The organism is Sodalis sp. dw_96 (assembly GCF_018449575.1).
GTDB lineage: Bacteria > Pseudomonadota > Gammaproteobacteria > Enterobacterales > Enterobacteriaceae > Acerihabitans.
In genome coordinates this window covers 152,528-168,837 of sequence record NZ_JAAVUT010000005.1, presented here as the reverse complement: position 1 = coordinate 168,837, position 16,310 = coordinate 152,528, and the positions used below count along the sequence as shown (strand labels likewise).

Sequence of the window (16,310 nt, the reverse complement as noted above, 5' to 3'; positions counted from 1 at the left end):
AGGGATGGCGCGGATCGAGCCTCCAGGGATGGATTCACGGCGTGTTTACGATCTGGCAGCCTGCCCCGACCGGACACTTTGTCAACAAACTCCCCCGCCGTATTCTCCGGTGGGTATCAATCATCAGCGTCTGGCCGCGGCGCTCAGCTTTCCGGCACGTTTGTTTCCAGCTCCTCGATCCAGATGCGGGCGTTGCCGTCCGAGGGGGCGCGCCAGTCGCCGCGCGGCGATAAGCTGCCGCCCGCGGTGACTTTAGGGCCGTTTGGCGAGGCGGAGCGTTTGAATTGGCTGGTGGTAAAGAAACGATAGAGGAAAACGCGCAGCCAGCGGCGTATTTCCGGCAGCGGATAACCGGGGCGTTTTTCTTGCGGATACCCCGGCGGCCAGGCGCCCGCCGCTGCGTCTTCCCAAGCGTGGAGCGCCAGGAAGGCTATTTTGGACGGCCTGAAGCCGTAGCGCAGGGTATAAAACAGGTTGAAGTCCTGCAAGTTGTAGGGCCCGATGATGGACTCGGTGCTCTGTATCGCGCCGGCATCGTCGGCGGGCACCAGCTCCGGGGAAATCTCCGTCGCCAGAATGGCTTCCAGTGTGTTTGCCACCGGCTCTTCAAACTGGCCGGAGGAGATAACCCAGCGGATCAGATGCTGGATCAGGGTTTTCGGCACGCCGGCATTCACATGGTAATGGGACATCTGATCGCCCACGCCATAGGTGCACCAGCCGAGGGCCATTTCGGATAAATCGCCGGTGCCCACCACCATGCCGTTCTCATGGTTGGCCAGGCGGAACAGGTAATCGGTGCGCAGACCGGCCTGGACGTTTTCGAAGGTAACGTCATAGACTTTTTCCCCCCGGGCATAGGGATGGCCGATATCCTCCAGCATGCGCAGGGCGGCGGGGCGGATATCAATTTCACGATGGGTGGCGCCCAGCGACTGAATCAGGCTCAGCGCGTTTTGCCAGGTTTCATCGCTGGTGCCGAATCCCGGCAGGGTGCAGGCAATGATATTCTCCCGCGGCAGCTTCATGCGGTCCGCCGCCTTGGCGATGACAATCAGCGCCTGGGTGGAATCCAGCCCGCCGGACACGCCGATGACCAGGCGCTTGATACCGGTTGCAAGCGCCCGCTGCGCCAATGCCACCACCTGGATGTTATAAGCTTCGTAGCAATCCTGGGCGAGCCGTTCCCTATCGGCGGGGACAAAGGGAAAACGCTCCACGGAACGTACCAGGCCGTGATCCTCGTCGCGCGGCGCCAGGGTAAAGGCAATGCGTCTGAACGCCCCCACCCGCGCCTCATGGGTCCGCCGGTTATCGTCAAAGGTGCCCATGCGCAGGCGTTCCTGGCGCAGCAGATCGAGATCGATATCCGCCATGGCCCATTGGCTTTGCAGGGCGAAACGCTCGGTTTCCGCCATCAGTTCGCCGTTTTCGTAGATGACGCATTGGCCGTCCCAGGCCACTTCGGTGGTGGATTCTCCCAGACCCGCCGCGGCATACAGATACGCGGCCAGACAGCGCATGGACTGCGAACGGCACAGCTGCCGGCGCGTATCCGCCCGGCCGATGGTGATGGGGCTGCCGGAAAGGTTGGCCAAGACCGTGGCGCCGGCCAGGGCGGCTTCAGCGCTGGGGGGGATCGGCACCCAGAAGTCTTCGCAAATTTCCACATGCAGCACAAAACCCGGCAAATCCTCCGCCTCGAACAGCAGGTCCGGGCCAAAAGGCGCCTCTTGGCGCGCCAGGCGGATAGTGCCTTTGGTTTGGTCGCCGGCGGCACACTGGCGGCGTTCGTAAAACTCGCGGTAGGTGGGCAGGTAGGATTTCGGCACCACTCCCAGCAACCGGCCCCGGTGCAACACCAGGGCGGTATTATAGATGCGGCCGGCATAACGCAGCGGCGCGCCCACCACCAGTACCGTCTGGAGCGCGGCGGTGGCGTCAAGCAGCTCGCTGATGCCGCATTCCACGGCGTCAAGCAGGGTGTCCTGCAACAGCAGATCCTCTATGGAATAACCGGACAGGCATAATTCGGGGAAGATGCCCAGCGCGACGCCCTCGGCATCGAGACGGACGGCCGTCTCGACGATGGCGCGGACATTTTTCGCGGGTTCCGCCAGGGCGCAGGGCAGGGTACAGGCCGCTACCCGGGCGAAACCATGCTGATAAAGGGAGCGAAAGCTCATTGACATAATACGTCTTCTCAAGTTGGGCTAAATAATAATGACCGACTCCCGAAACTATAGCAGATGGGACTGCCTGTTCTGTAGCGGTTTACCCATATCATGAGAGCACCCCTTTATCTTTTCAGAGGGAAGGAGCGGGAGTGTAACGGGTCTGTATCATAATCTGGCCGGCGCTGGTTTGCCGAAACACCTTTGGCGACAGGCCGAAGCTTTTCTTAAATGAACGGGCAAAGTAGGGGCTATCGCAAAAACCGACATTTCTGGCGATTTTATCAATGCTCCACTCCGTTTTTTCCAGCAGATAACGCGCCTCATCCATTCTTTTATTATTTAAATAAGAATTGAACCCCACGCCAAGCAAACGTTTAAACAAACGGGAAAAATAAAACTGGCTCAAATTGGCCATATTCGCCATTTGTTCAAGGTTGAGATTGTCGGAGAAATTCTGATTTATATAATTGACGATTTTCTCGATTTTTGCCCGATGAATATCCGAGGTGCCGATATAGGTCTCGGTGTCATCGTCCGGATTGATACTCTTAATAATACGCACGTCGTATTGCTTGCAAAGATAATTTTCAACGATAACATTCAGTAATTGCGCCGCGGCCCTGATTTTCATCAGATTCATTACCGGGACTTCATGATAAAGGTCGAGCAAATGCGACTCCTTACGCATATCGTTATTGTCGCGCAGGATATTCGGGATAGGCGAGTCGTCCGTTACCCGCGCCTGGCCACAGGCCAAAAATCCCACCAGACTGTCGTTGATAACAATCGGAATGGAAAAATCCACTAAGCCGGCATGGCAACGATAGCAATTGACCTGTTTGATTTTTGAACTTTCAAGACCGCCGCTGCGGTCGCATTGCTGGCAATAGGGATAAAAAGCAGGATTTTTTCTGACATGTTGACAAAAGGACGTGAAATTATACCAAGGCGAGATTTCTTTGCCGTTAAGATCGACCACAACAGAACCCAAACCGGTGGCATAGGCAAAATCATACGAGATCTTATCGATAATATCTTTGGATGGTCGCATATTTTAACCGTAGTTGCTAATGGTAATTAATTAAAATATCTTATGAGTCATCCTAACCTATAAGATAACCTATTTATATCCACAATGGGCGTCATTCCTGCAAGATTATACTATCCCGCATCGCTCTGTTAATCAGAGTAAAATCACATTTTGTCCACCTCCACTCAATGAAAATCAATATTAATTATTAGCAAGTATGTTGGTTTTATGAAATGTTCCGGTAAATTGATATGCCTTATTTAATCCCCGTTTTTTTATTTATTCCTTCAGCATAAAATTGATCCTGAATAAGATTCTTGTGAAAAACCTCCGGCCGCGCCAAGGACCCCGCATAAGAATATATGAAGATGTTTTCTCAGGCGAACGGCTTGAATTATTTAGGGTATAGACTGATGCGTACCATAGTCATCTTTTACGTTTGCTATAAACAGCCGTTGATCGGTTGTCCGATCAACAGCGCTTTTTTTAACCGCTTTACCTCACCGATTCACATGATACCGTGAATAATCCCCCTGATATCGGCCACGCTTGCCGGCAACGGATTGCTTGCCAGCGTCGCGTCCAGCAATGCCGCCGCCGCCATGGCGTCCGTGGCCTCAAGCACCTGGCGCCGTTCAATATTCAGCGCGCTTAGGGTGGCGGCGACATTGAGCTGCAGCATAAGATTGCGCAGATGGTTTATCAGGTTGGCCACGCAATAATCATCTGTTGACTGAAAGTTGGCCAGCCCGCAAAGCTTGCTCAACCGGGCATATTTGGCCCGGGCGGTTTTGTCCCGGCTATTGAAACGGATCACGTGGCACAGCAGCAGAGCATTGGCCAAACCATGGGGAATATGCAATTGTCCGCCCAACTGATGGGCAATGGCATGGTTCAACCCCAGGCCGGCCTGGCTGAAGGCGATGCCCGCCAGGGCGGAGGCGTTGTGCATTTTATCCCGCGCTTCCGGTTGCCGGCCGTTTTGATATGCCTTCTCCAAATTGAGCAACACCATTTGCACCGCCTTCTCCGCCAGGGCGTCGGTAAAGTCGGTGGCGCCGACGGCGACGTAGGCCTCCAGTCCATGGGTCAGCACGTCCAGACCGGTATTTGCCGTCACCGCCGGCGGTACGCTCATCACCAGCCGCGGTTCCAGCAGGGCAATATCGGGATAGATACTGTCATCGAACAGTGGATATTTCACCTTGGTAAGCGGATCGCTAATTACGCAGGCGCTGGTGACTTCAGAGCCGGTGCCGCTGGTGGTGGGGATAGCAATAAAGGTTTCTATCTCGATGCCCAGTTTGCGGCCGAAAAAAATCATCGCTTTGGCGGAATCCAGCGCCGAACCGCCGCCGAAACCGATCACTATCTGCGGCTTAACGCTGCGCATCGCGGTAATGCCGGTCACGACTGTCGCAATCGGCGGATCCGGGATAATGTCGGTAAACAGCGTGGTTTCATTATCCGCACCGATATTATCGGTTACCATCTTGAGGTTTTCACTGCCGGCCAAAAAGCCGTCGCAAACAATCCAAACCTTCTTGCCATGGAGGGTTCGTAGCCGGGACAGGCTTTCGGCACCGCTGTAAATCCGCGTCTTTACGGTAAAAATAGCCATGATTCACCCTTTGATCCCCTAACGAATGGAAAACCCATTGGTGAGCACACAGCGGCGTTTGCGGGCAAAGGTCCGCGGGGACGTCGTCCCCTCGCCGGTGGGCGTGGCAATGGTGAAGGTGGTAAATCCCTCGGCGCCGATACCCAAACCGGCGTAGGAAGGGCCGTTTTTAACGAATATCGATGTCTGCATGGTTTTGGCCGCGCGATTCAACCGGCTGACATTCTGCGAATGCATGATAGCGGTGTGGTGCAGATCATTTTCCACCACCAGCGCCAGCGCCAGACCCTCTTCGAAATCCTTGACCCTCACAATGGGCAGTACCGGCATCAGCTGTTCCACCAGCACCAGCGGGTCGTCTTGACCGACTTCCACGATAATCAGCCGCGGCGAAAATGGCGCGCTCAGGCCGGCCGCCTGCAGAATGACCGCCGGGCTTTTGCCCACCAGTTTTTTATTGGCTTCGCCTTTTTCGGTTATCACCACCTGACGCAATTTCACCACGTCGGCGGCGGCGCTCACCAGCAGGGCGCCGTTCTTTTGCATATTCTCCACCAGACGGTCAGCAATGACGTCAACGACAATCACGCTTTTTTCCGCGATACACAGCACGTTGTGGTCAAAGGAGGCGCCATCGACGATGTCCTTGGCCGCTTTGATCGGGCAGGCGGTTTCATCCACCAGCACCGGCGGATTGCCGGGACCGGCGCCAATGACTTTTTTACCGGTTTTCATCGCCATGTCCACAATGGCCGGGCCGCCGGTGACGGCCAACAGCGCAATGCGCGGATGCGCCATCATTTCCCGGGTGGCGTCAAAGGTGGGATTGGCCACTGTGGTCACCAGATTGTGGATGCCGCTGGCGCGATAGATAATGGCTTCGATTTTTTCTATCAGCCACAGCGAGACTTTCTTCGCCCCGGGATGAGGGCTGAAATAGACGGCGTTGCCGGCGGCGAGCATGCTGATGGTATTATTGATGATGGTTTCGGTGGGGTTGGTGCTGGGGGCGATGGCACCGATGACGCCAAAGGGCGAAAGTTCGAACAACACCATGCCGCCGTCGCCGGTGAGGGCGCGGGTGGTCAAGTCTTCAATACCCGGGGTATTGGTCAGCGCCGCGCTGTTTTTGGCAATCTTGTCCGTGGTGTTGCCCATGCCGGTTTCGTCGGCGGCGCGTTCGGACATCTCATTGATAAGCGGCGCCAGTTCTTCCCTCAGGGTCGCGATAATCTTGGTGCGCAATGCCAGGGCTTCGGACATATATTGCCGGTAGGCGCCATAGCCAGCCATAATAGCATCTTCAACCTGGTCGAATACGGCATTTGGCGTAGCCTTGGAGCCCGCGGCACCATTCAGGTTATCGGCGAGAATGGCGCGGATCATGTTCTCCAGTTCAGTGCTGTTCATGTTTTACTCCCTGATTAAGGCTGTTAACAGCCTCTGTTGCAATAGGTATACCCGTCATAATTCAAGTTGCAGTCGCGTTGGCAATACTCGGCCCCTTCCTGCAACTCGAATTATTTAGGGTATAAATTTTGTTTAACGAAAGCGCTGTTAATCGCGATTCCGCTGGTTAATGTTTCCGGTAAATAAACAGGATTCGCGCCATTGGCGGCCCTGCGTTCACCTTGGGTTTCCTGCGCCTGCAATTGGGCAATAACCTCTTTGATGGCATATTCCAGCAAGACGCGGTGCTCTTTAATAAGGGCGGTTATATCGTCGTCCGGCATCATTCATTCTCCCTTGGGGCTATACCCTGAAACTAAAACCTGTCGATGGTATCGATAATGCCGACAATCGCTAAATCGATGGCCTGGTTCGGCTCCGGAAATATTTTCCTGGCCGAGGAACCACGTGTGACCAGGACCAATTCACCCACGCCGGCCCCGACCGAATCCACGGCAATCTCTTCCAATTCCTCGCGTCGGGCCGGTCCGGAGCCGTCCAGATTCACCCAACTGATCACCATCAGTTTTTTGCCGAACAGTGATGAGGATTTTTGCGTCGACACTACCGACCCTATTACTTTTGCTAATTGCATTTGGTTATTCCCGCCGTATCAGTTTGATATTCCGGTTTTCCATAACATCCCGCGCCAAGGGAGTTATCAGCGTTTCTCTTTCTGTTAACAACCAGCAGTCATGTAATAAAATCGCATCGGCATAACTGATACTGCCGCCGACGGCCATATGCACCGGGATCTCCTGATTATCCACCAGGGAAATCGGCAAACGGCGTAATTCACGAAGCGGCAGGGCGGCTAATAGCTGCCGATGCACCATCAGGCGTAACCGCACGCCAAAGGCCCATGCTTCCAATAGGGTCGCCACGGCCGGATTGCGGGAATCATATACCGACAGGCTTTGAATAAAGGCTAAATCCGGTAATAACAAATACAATTGCCCATGATGCAAATAAATTGTTTTTGCCAATCCGGCGGACAGCTCGGACATATTTACCGCATAGATTTTATATTTCCTTTCCCGCAGCAGCGCGATAACCCGGGCGACAATGATGTCAAGCATAGGTCCCCTCCCCATCAAAACGGCGTCAGCAGGAGTTTCGCTATGGGCTTGCCATCGCCGATATCCGCCGCGTTGGCTTCGTCTGTATCAATATGCATTTCAAGACGCATATCGTCGGCAACCCGAATGCAGACATCGCCAAACACCAAGGTCCGTTCGGTGCCTTTAATTTCGACGTTGACTCTTTCTCCCTGCTTGACGCCATATATCGCCGCATCCAGCCGTGACATATGAATATGCCGGCGGGCAATGATGACGCCTTCCGCCAGGGTTATTTCAGCGGAATCGCTTACCAGGATAATGCCGGTTGAACCGGCTAAATCACCGGATAAACGCAGCGGCGCCGTGATGCCCAGCAAGCGGGCATCGGTACGGGATATTTCGATTTGCGATTGGCTGCGCAGCGGCCCCAACAGGCGGACATTTTTCAACTGGCCCTTGGGCCCTTTCAGGGTAACGGCCTGTTCCGCGGCAAACTGGCCCGGCTGTCCCAGCGCGTTTTTAACCGTCAGCGGCTGCCCGGGAAATAAGCGCTGATAATCCTTTACCGATAAATGGACGTGCCGATTGGATATCCCCAAGGGAATCGCCCGCTGCCGCATTTGGACAATGACCCGATCGGTGAGCAGCGTAATCTCTTTGTTATCCATTTTTTACCTCAATACCGGGTGTTGATAGTGAATACATTTACTGCGGGGTTCCCCTTTATGTCTGCCGCAGCGGGGATCGCCACAGATTTTGCAACTGGCCTGCAGCGCTAGGGAAGGTGCTAATGAAGCTGGGGCGGAAGGTACCGGCACCGTTTTCACCGGCCTGATCAGGGTGTCGGCGAATCCCGCCGTCTTCTCCACAGAGGCCGCGCTGTCCCTCGGACGGCCTGCGTCCTCTATGTCCGGCACCGACGCATCACTGCCGGCGGAAGCCGGCGTTGCAGCGGCGACAGCGTTTATATTTTCCCCGGTGACTGCTGTCCCGTCCGGCGTCCAGGTCGCGCTGTCATCGGTCTCCCCTGTGCCGTTGGCGACGGCTTCCGGATTTTCCAAGATGTCTGCCGCCTCGGCCGGTGCCTCGTTATCATCGGTTTCAGCGGTTTTAACGGCGACAATCTCCCGGGTTTCACCGAGGGTTGTTGTCCCGGCCGGCGTTATCTCGGCACCGACATTGTCCGCCATTACTCCCTCGCCTTGACGGAGCGCCGCTGAAACAATTTCGCTGGTGCCTTTGGCCGGACGGGCGATGGCGGTGCAAGCGATAAAACCCGAACAACGCCGCGCCATCTCTTCGCCGGCGGACAGCGCCGTACGCACCGATGCCACGTCGCCATGGATTTTTACCAGCATCCAGCCGGAACCGATGGTCCGCTCTACCCCAAGTAGGCTGACGGATGCGGTTTTAGCCATCACGTCGGCGACGGTTATCGCCAATGACAAACCCGTGACTTCCAATAAGCCGAGAGAATGTTGCACGTGGTCCCCCCTTATCCTGGTTCAATGGGTTACGCGGTCACCAGGGTCTGGTAAACGGGTAACAGGACTTCCACATCGCTGTGGGGCCGGGGGATGACATGGGTGGATTTCACTTCCCCTACGCTGGCCGCGGCCACCGCGCCGGCTTCCACCGACGCTTTCACCGCGCCGACGTCGCCGCGCACCATGACGGTAACCAGGCCGGAACCGATTTTTTCGTAGCCCACCAGTTGGACGTTTGCCGATTTGACCATGGCGTCCGCGCCGACGATGGCGCCGATCAGGCCATAGGTTTCAATCATGCCAAGTGCATTGTTCATTGATTGGTCTCTCCAGAAATGCTTTTAGTTAACGATCCTTTCTCCCTGGCGGCGTCAGGGTTATGACGCTTGTTCAGGGAGATGCTTTTTCTCTTTTGCTTTGCCGGGCAGCGGCATATTGACCAGACTGCGGTACAGCACCGCGCCGAGACAGGCGCCGACAATCGGGGCGACAAGGGGAATGATAAAGTAGGGAACCTCGCGGCCGCCGGTGAGGGCATTGGTGCCCCAGCCCGCCAGGATACTGAACAGCCTGGGGCCGAAATCCCGCGCCGGATTTAATGCAAAACCGGTCAGCATGCCTTGGGCGACACCGATAAGGGCAACGGTAATGCCTATCAGCAATGGCGCCAGCGGGCCGCGCGGCACGCCGTTGCCGTCGTCGGTCAGCGCCATAATCAGGCACATCAATGTCAGGGTGCCGATCATTTCGCTGGCGAATGCCTGCACCATGTTAATGGCCGGGTTGGGAAAGGTACTGAAAATGCCGGCCTGCGCCAGGCTCTCCATACTCCCGCGCTGGATATGGTGGGCCAGTTCAAAATCGATGAACAAATTGTAATACAGCAAATAAGCCACCAGCGCGCCGCCGAACGCCCCCAGGGTTTGCGACAGGATATAGGGCAACACTTTTCGGCCTTCAAAATTGCCGAACAGCCACAGGGCAATGCTCACCGCCGGGTTGATATGGCCGCCGGAAATTCCCGCCGTCATATACACGCCAAGTGAGACGCTTAATCCCCAGACAATACAGATTTCCCACATGCCGAAACTGGCCCCGGCCAGCCGGTTTGCCGCCAGGCAGCTGATACCGATGAATAAAAATAATCCGGTTCCGAGAAACTCGGCAAGGCATTGTTGCTTTAATGAGGGTGAGGATGTGTTCATAATAAGATCCTGAATAAAGGTTTTTATATAATAACCATCTTTTTTTATCGCTAACCGCCGATAACACAATCTATTCCCAGGGATTCGACAATGCTTTTATATTTCTGAAGACGGCAGTCTTCAGGGGGCTTTATATCAATCAAGCCGTATTGCCTGCCGAGCAGGGTATATTTATTCTGGCCGTAATTATGATAAGGCAATAAATGCAGCCGGGAGACATTTTTCATATGCGTGACAAACGTGGCAATGGCCCTGATACTCTGTTCGTCATCATTAAATGTCGGAATCACCGGTACCCGGACGGCAATATTTTTCGCCAGGGCTGAAATAGCCAGGGCATTGCGCAAAATCACGTCATTCGGGTGGCCGGTGAATTCTTCATGCCGGGCGCTGTAAAAGGTCTTGATATCCAGCAGCAGTAAATCCAGCAACGGGATAACCCGCTCCAGTACCTTCAGAGAGGTAATACCGGTGGATTCCATCGCCGTATGCCAGCCACGGGCTTTACACGCCTTCAGCAATGCCTCGGTAAAGTCAGGCTGGGCCAGCGCTTCGCCGCCGGACAGGGTGATGCCTCCGCCGGAGCGCCGGTAATGCACTTCGTCCTTGCGCAGATCTTCTATGACCTGCGCCACAGTCATTTTTTGACCCGACTGCACCATCGCTCCCGCCGGACAAACCTTCCCACAGGCGCCGCATTGGGTACAAGCCTCCCGGTCGATAAGGCCCGGCCGTTTGGGATCTATCGCGCCGACGGGGCAGGCGGCCACACAGCGCCCGCAATGGATGCAGTTGCGCTCATGATAGAACATCTCCGGCTCGGTTTTTTGCGATTCAGGATTACTGCACCATTTACATGCCAGATAACATCCCTTTAAAAAAACGATGGTTCGAATTCCCGGTCCGTCATGCAAAGAGAACTTCTGAATATTAAACACGGTGCCAGTTTGTTCATAATCAATTGCCGCCATGTCATCACCTTTCATTAAGCAATTCCGCCATCTGTCCGTCGGCTTATATTTTCCCGACCGCGGCCGGGTGAATATTTTTTTGCCGCGGCGTATTCCCGTCGCGGCAAAAAATCCCTATTAAAAGACGTGTTCGGTACGCAGGATAATGTCATCCTGAACGCCTTTATCCAGCGAAACGAACTGCGCGCTGTAACCGGCGACCCGCACCACTAAATCCCGGTATTTCTCCGGTTCCTGCTGTGCGGCCAATAACGTGGCGCGATCAACTACATTAAACTGGACATGCATGCCTTTTTGATCGAAATAGCCGCGCAGTAACGCCGCCAGGTGATGCAGCCCCTCATCGCCTTTCAACGCCGCCGGATGGAATTTCTGATTAAACAGCGTGCCGTTGGAGGCCAGGAAATGATCCAGTTTCGCCACCGAGTTGGCCGCCGCGGTGGGGCCCTTGGTATCCATGCCGCGACTGGGTGATACGCCGTCCGGCAGCGGTTGGCCCGCCAGGCGTCCGTCCGCCGTCGCACCGACGGTTTCCCCCAGCGCTACGTTGGCCGATACCGGGTATAGCCCGGCATGGAAGATCCCGCCGCGGGGGTTGGTGTATTTTTCCACTTCCCGACAGTAAATTTCGGCGCCGACGCGCGCCAGCATATCCACTTCATCAATATCGTTGCCGAATTTGGGCGCGTTATTGATCAACAACTGGCGTACCGCGGTCAGGCCGCCGTTGCCGTTCGACGCATTTGCCGGTTCCCGGGGGGCGATGTTGAGTGAGGAGAGGGCCAGCGCGCCGTTTTCACCCAGGACCTTTTTTACCGCTTCCAGCACCAAATCGTAGGCGGCGTCTTTTTTCACGCCCCCTGCGGCGGATACCGGCGCTGCATCCACCGAACCCACCGGAACGCCGAAATTGGCGTCCAGGGCCTCTTTTAAATGGGCCAGGGACAATTTGCCTTCATCGAACACCAGGCGTTTGATGGCCATCAGCGAATCGCCGACGTTGGCGACGCCCACGCCTTGCGGGCCGGTAAAGTTATAATGCGCTCCCCCTTCCTGCACCGTTTTACCGCGGCCGATGCAGTCGTCCACCATGCTGGAAAGAAACGGCAGCGGCGCCCGTTCTCCATGGGCCAGATCCACACTGTTGTCCGCCATCGCCAGATGGTAGACAAAAAAGGCATTCTGCTTGCGGTAAGCCTCGATGATATCGTCGATATTATGGAACGAATCCAGTTCGCCGGTTTTGGGTCCGAGCTGTTTGCTGCCGCTGCGCCCGTTATTTAAGGCGATTTCCAGCACTTTACTCATATTGTAAAACGCGGCATCGTGCCAGCCTTCGGTTTTGCCCGGCTTTTGCGGTTCCACACAGCCGATAATGCCGTAATCCCGCGCATCTTCCAGGGTCAGGCCGCGATTGATCAAGGACGAAATGATGACTTCATCGTTGTAGTAGGCCGGGATACCCATGCCCATGCGGCTGATTTCACAGGATTTCAGCAGCAGATCATCGGGGGTTTTCGACCACATGCGCAGCGACAGCGAAGGTTCATGCAGCCGTACATGGGCGGTGGCCGCCATGGCCATAAACGATAGGCGGTTGGTGGCATCCTGCCCGCCGCGGGTCTGGCCGCCGACAATCAGATTCTGGAACATCGGATAGCCGCCGAAACCCTTGGTGGAACCCTCGTCGCGCACCTTATTGACGTCGTTGAATTTAACCCACAGGCAGTCCAGCAGTTCCTGCGCCTGTTCATTGCTCAGGGTCTGGTCATGTTCCAGAAACGGGAACATATATTGATCGAAACGGGCCGGCGAAATGGAGTGGCCGTTTGATTCAAGCTGGATGATGGCGTGGGCGAACCAGAATGACTGGCAGGCTTCATAAAAATTACCGGCGCCGTTTTCCGGCACGGTGTCGCAAATTTGAGCAATCTTCAGTAATTCCTCTTTGCGCTCCGGCGTGGCGCTATTTGCCAGGGCGCGGGCCTTGGCCGCATAGCGGTGGGCATAATTCACCGCGGCGTTGCAGGCGATAATCACCGCTTTGTAAAAAGATTCCTGCTTGAGATAATCGGGGGAGGTTTTATCCGCGGCGGCCATGGCGGCCAGCACGTCCTGGATAATGCCTTTATAGCCTTTGTTCAGGACCTTGGCATAATCCACCGCCACATGGCCGACGCCGTTAAAATAATAGTTGCCGACGGTAAAAACGTTTTCCGCCATGCATTCAAGGGTGGCCGGCAGCATATAGGATGTCGCCAATTCATTGGTGGTTTTGCCCTGCCAGTAAGGGAAGACCGCGTCCAATTCCTGCTTGGCCTGCTCTGAAATGGTGAACCGGTCGCCCTTGCGCAGGTTCAGGCGTTCGAATTCATCTTTAATCCAGATATTGGAGTATTCCGGATAGATCTGCGCGGAATGGGGAGTGACCGTCAGGCTGCCGACAATCAGCTCGCCGTCCCGGATGGTGACCGGCAGCTCCGCCAGGATTTTCTCCAGCGCTTTGGCGCGGCGGATAACGATGGGTAATGCTTCCGTTTCTTGGTAAGACGCCGTAATCAGACGGGCGCGATCGGTTTCAATGCAAGGGGTGCTGGCGAGGATTTGTTCCCGCAGTGCGTTGACTCTCGCGGTAGGTTCGCCAAAACCCTGTGATATAAGACTCATTATGTTTTTCTCCGCAACAGGCAGCTAGATGTAAGGTGTGGTGGCCGAAGGCGCTTTGCCGCCCATGGTTTCAAGCAAAACCAGGCCGACTTCCCGCGCTGAGCGCACGGCTTGGCGAACCGCGCCGGAATCGCCGGATACGATCAGAATGACTTCATTGGTGAAACTGGTGCCCTTGGCCGGCGAGCTGTAGGCCACCACATCCACATTGGCCGCCTTGATGGCGGTATCCGCCATCAAGACTCCGATGGCGGCGGGAGCGCCGACGATAACGCCGCAGGCCCGGCCCAACGGCGCGCCGAAGGCTTTTTCCAATGCATAGCTGGCCCGTGCGGTATATTGCAGCTCCACATGGCCGGCATCATTGGCGTAAATATCGCCGAAAGTGCGTTCCAGTTCGTTAAGGGCCACTTCCACCGCCCGTTTGACGTCCGATACGTCCTGGCCGCCGAACAGGACCAGCGAGCCGTGGCCGGCGCCGCCTTTGGTATCGCGTGCCAGTTCAATGGCCACCACTTCGGTATTGGTGGCCTTCACCGCCTCATCCGCCGCCATGATCTGCGGGCCGGCGCCGGTGCGGGCGCCAAGAATGCCGATGGAGCGGTATTTTTTTTCCAGATGCATCGCTTCGAGCAACGCGCTGTCGACATTGGCAATCACCAGGCCGATAGAGTCACCGATGGCGGTGCCGACAAATTCGGTTAACGTGCATATTTTTTCTGACATGATAGGGTCCGCTTGGGGGCTGTATTCCAAAGATGCCGTGGCGGGGGTCTTTAGTTCCCCCACTTTCCCGAGTACCTCGGCGATGATATTTTCCACCAGGTCGTCGGTATTCATGCTTTAAGGCCTTTCGGCAATAAGTTTTCCACGTCGGAGTGCGGACGCGGGATGACATGGGTGGCGATGACATCGCCAATCTGGCGGGCTGAGGCGCAGCCGGCATCGGTTGCGGCTTTCACGGCACCCACATCGCCGCGTACGAATACCGTCACCAGGCCGGAGCCGATCTTTTCGTAGCCAATCAGTACCACGTTGGCAGATTTGACCATGGCATCCGCCGCTTCAATGGCCGCGGTTAGCCCTTTGGTCTCTACCATACCTAACGCTTCTTGCTGCATGTTGTTCTCCTTGGCGCAAATCATGGGTAGGGGGATTAATTTCACTGGGGTAGGGTAAGGGAGAAAAAAATAAAATAATTGCCCTGTTAAATTTTCTGGCAAATACGGTCTTGCGATTAACGGTGTTTTATTGCGGTTGGAATAATGTATATAATTGAATGGTATGGATAATGTTATATTTTTATACTATCCAAAAATTGCGAAGAGCCTATTTATTTTTACATCATGGCTATTGTTTCGTTTGTTTTTTTATGATACACGGCTCGTTCTTTTATCCACCAGGCCTACCACTCCCCTCATCGCGCCGTCGTATTGTTTCCCCTGATTTGCACCTAGCCTGCCGCCGTGCCTTTTATGTCCATAGAGCAGACGATGTTGCGGTTGAACCTAATTCTATATTCTGTGAACTTCATCACCCTTGTCTTCTTGACTGATTGTATGACGATAATATAGTTTTATTCTTATTCAAAACGTTTAGGTAACTCTGTATTAACTCAAAAACAACAATTCAAGGGTCGTCATGAAGGTTCAACCGGCCGATATCGTTTAGGGCGCCGGGCCCGGCAGAAACGGTGATTGAACGTATTTATCACGAGAATTCAATAAGAAATGTGGAGATAGACCATGTCTTTACCCCTTGAGAATTACCGTATTTTTGCCATTAAATATGCTCACCACCACCGTTTGGCCCGTGAAAATTTCATTGGCGGCGACCTGCATGACGGCCCGATGCCCATTGATTATTTTGTCTGGGCCATTATCGGCGGCGAACATACCTATATTGTTGATACCGGCTTTGATGCCGCCATGGCGGATCGCCGGGGCCGCACCATTACCCACCAGGTGGGGATAGGCTTGAGCAAGGTGGGCATCGATACCGAAACGGTGACCGATGTCATCATCACCCATATGCATTATGACCATGCGGGCAACCATCTGTTGTTTCCCGGCGCCCTGTTCCATATACAGGAACGTGAAATGGCCTTTTGCACCGGCCGCTGCATGTGCCATGGCGAATTGCGCCATCCCTTTGCGGTGGAAGACGTGAAAGCCATGGTGGACAAGCTGTTCGCCGGACGGGTGCGGTTCCATAACGGCGACGCCGAGCTGGCGCCGGGCCTGAGCCTGCACCGGGTGGGCGGCCACTCGGATGGATTGCAAATCGTGCGGGTGCATACGGAGCGCGGCTGGGTGGTGCTGGCCTCGGACGCGGCGCATTTTTTCGCCAATATCCAGCAGCAGCGACCCTATCCGGTGGTGTATCACATCGGCGATATGCTGGAAGGGTATGCCACGGTCAATCGTCTGGCGGCATCGGCGGAACATGTGATTCCGGGCCACGATCCGCTGGTATTGGAACGCTATCCGGCGATGGATGAGGATACTGAGGGATGGATTGTCCGGGTGGATCTCTCTCCCCTGGAAATGGCATAACGGCGGCGGAAAGCCTGATAAAGCTGACGGGCCGCGGAATAAATGCGTCATAATCAGGTCGAAAGTAAGTCCGTGGCATAATCGCCC

At 55.1% G+C, this 16,310-nt stretch carries 16 protein-coding genes; 1 reads left to right on the top strand and 15 read right to left on the bottom strand.

Going from position 1 to position 16,310, the window contains the following annotated elements; genetic code table 11:
• Positions 1-143: 143 nt before the first annotated feature.
• The 15 genes from HB631_RS10510 to pduA form a co-directional block, all read right to left on the bottom strand.
• Positions 144-2,192 carry an NAD(+) synthase gene (locus HB631_RS10510; protein ID WP_213991096.1) on the bottom strand — a complete coding sequence of 683 codons (2,049 nt, stop codon included), beginning with the start codon at positions 2,190-2,192 and terminating at the stop codon, positions 144-146.
• 115 nt (positions 2,193-2,307) lie between these two features.
• Entirely contained in the window at positions 2,308-3,228 is a 921-nt protein-coding gene (locus HB631_RS10505) for a PocR ligand-binding domain-containing protein (RefSeq protein WP_213991095.1), read from the bottom strand.
• Between the two features lie 487 nt (positions 3,229-3,715).
• On the bottom strand, positions 3,716-4,828 hold the full coding sequence (locus tag HB631_RS10500; RefSeq protein WP_213991094.1) for a 1-propanol dehydrogenase PduQ: 1,113 nt from the start codon (positions 4,826-4,828) through the stop codon (positions 3,716-3,718).
• 18 nt (positions 4,829-4,846) lie between these two features.
• A complete protein-coding gene (locus HB631_RS10495) occupies positions 4,847-6,238 on the bottom strand; it encodes an aldehyde dehydrogenase family protein (protein ID WP_213991093.1) in 1,392 nt (463 codons plus the stop codon).
• Positions 6,239-6,348: 110 nt separating this feature from the next.
• A complete protein-coding gene (locus HB631_RS10490; RefSeq protein WP_213991092.1) occupies positions 6,349-6,564 on the bottom strand; it encodes a hypothetical protein in 216 nt (71 codons plus the stop codon).
• 29 nt (positions 6,565-6,593) lie between these two features.
• Positions 6,594-6,872, bottom strand: a complete 279-nt coding sequence (locus tag HB631_RS10485) for a EutN/CcmL family microcompartment protein (protein ID WP_213991091.1) — start codon at positions 6,870-6,872, stop codon at positions 6,594-6,596.
• Positions 6,873-6,876: 4 nt separating this feature from the next.
• Positions 6,877-7,356, bottom strand: coding sequence for a microcompartment protein PduM (gene pduM, locus HB631_RS10480; protein ID WP_213991090.1), 480 nt, complete (start codon positions 7,354-7,356; stop codon positions 6,877-6,879).
• Between the two features lie 14 nt (positions 7,357-7,370).
• Complete coding sequence (locus HB631_RS10475; protein WP_213991089.1) at positions 7,371-8,006, bottom strand: phosphate propanoyltransferase; 636 nt, start codon at positions 8,004-8,006, stop codon at positions 7,371-7,373.
• A 3-nt stretch (positions 8,007-8,009) separates the two neighbouring features.
• A complete protein-coding gene (locus HB631_RS10470; RefSeq protein ID WP_213991088.1) occupies positions 8,010-8,822 on the bottom strand; it encodes a BMC domain-containing protein in 813 nt (270 codons plus the stop codon).
• Between the two features lie 29 nt (positions 8,823-8,851).
• The gene (locus HB631_RS10465; protein WP_213991087.1) at positions 8,852-9,142 is read right to left on the bottom strand and encodes a BMC domain-containing protein; all 291 of its coding nucleotides are present in this window, start codon (positions 9,140-9,142) and stop codon (positions 8,852-8,854) included.
• A gap of 60 nt (positions 9,143-9,202) precedes the next feature.
• Positions 9,203-10,030, bottom strand: coding sequence for an MIP/aquaporin family protein (locus tag HB631_RS10460; protein WP_213991086.1), 828 nt, complete (start codon positions 10,028-10,030; stop codon positions 9,203-9,205).
• Between the two features lie 50 nt (positions 10,031-10,080).
• Positions 10,081-11,001, bottom strand: coding sequence for a glycyl-radical enzyme activating protein (locus HB631_RS10455; RefSeq protein ID WP_213991215.1), 921 nt, complete (start codon positions 10,999-11,001; stop codon positions 10,081-10,083).
• A 117-nt stretch (positions 11,002-11,118) separates the two neighbouring features.
• Positions 11,119-13,668, bottom strand: coding sequence for a glycyl radical protein (locus HB631_RS10450; RefSeq protein ID WP_213991085.1), 2,550 nt, complete (start codon positions 13,666-13,668; stop codon positions 11,119-11,121).
• A 24-nt stretch (positions 13,669-13,692) separates the two neighbouring features.
• The gene (pduB, locus tag HB631_RS10445; protein WP_213991084.1) at positions 13,693-14,508 is read right to left on the bottom strand and encodes a propanediol utilization microcompartment protein PduB; all 816 of its coding nucleotides are present in this window, start codon (positions 14,506-14,508) and stop codon (positions 13,693-13,695) included.
• Positions 14,505-14,789 carry a propanediol utilization microcompartment protein PduA gene (gene pduA / locus HB631_RS10440; protein WP_132927612.1) on the bottom strand — a complete coding sequence of 95 codons (285 nt, stop codon included), beginning with the start codon at positions 14,787-14,789 and terminating at the stop codon, positions 14,505-14,507. The genes pduB and pduA overlap by 4 nt, the downstream gene beginning before the upstream one ends.
• A gap of 624 nt (positions 14,790-15,413) precedes the next feature.
• On the opposite strand from pduA, the gene HB631_RS10435 reads away from it, so the two are divergent.
• Complete coding sequence (locus tag HB631_RS10435; protein WP_213991083.1) at positions 15,414-16,223, top strand: N-acyl homoserine lactonase family protein; 810 nt, start codon at positions 15,414-15,416, stop codon at positions 16,221-16,223.
• Positions 16,224-16,310: the final 87 nt, after the last annotated feature.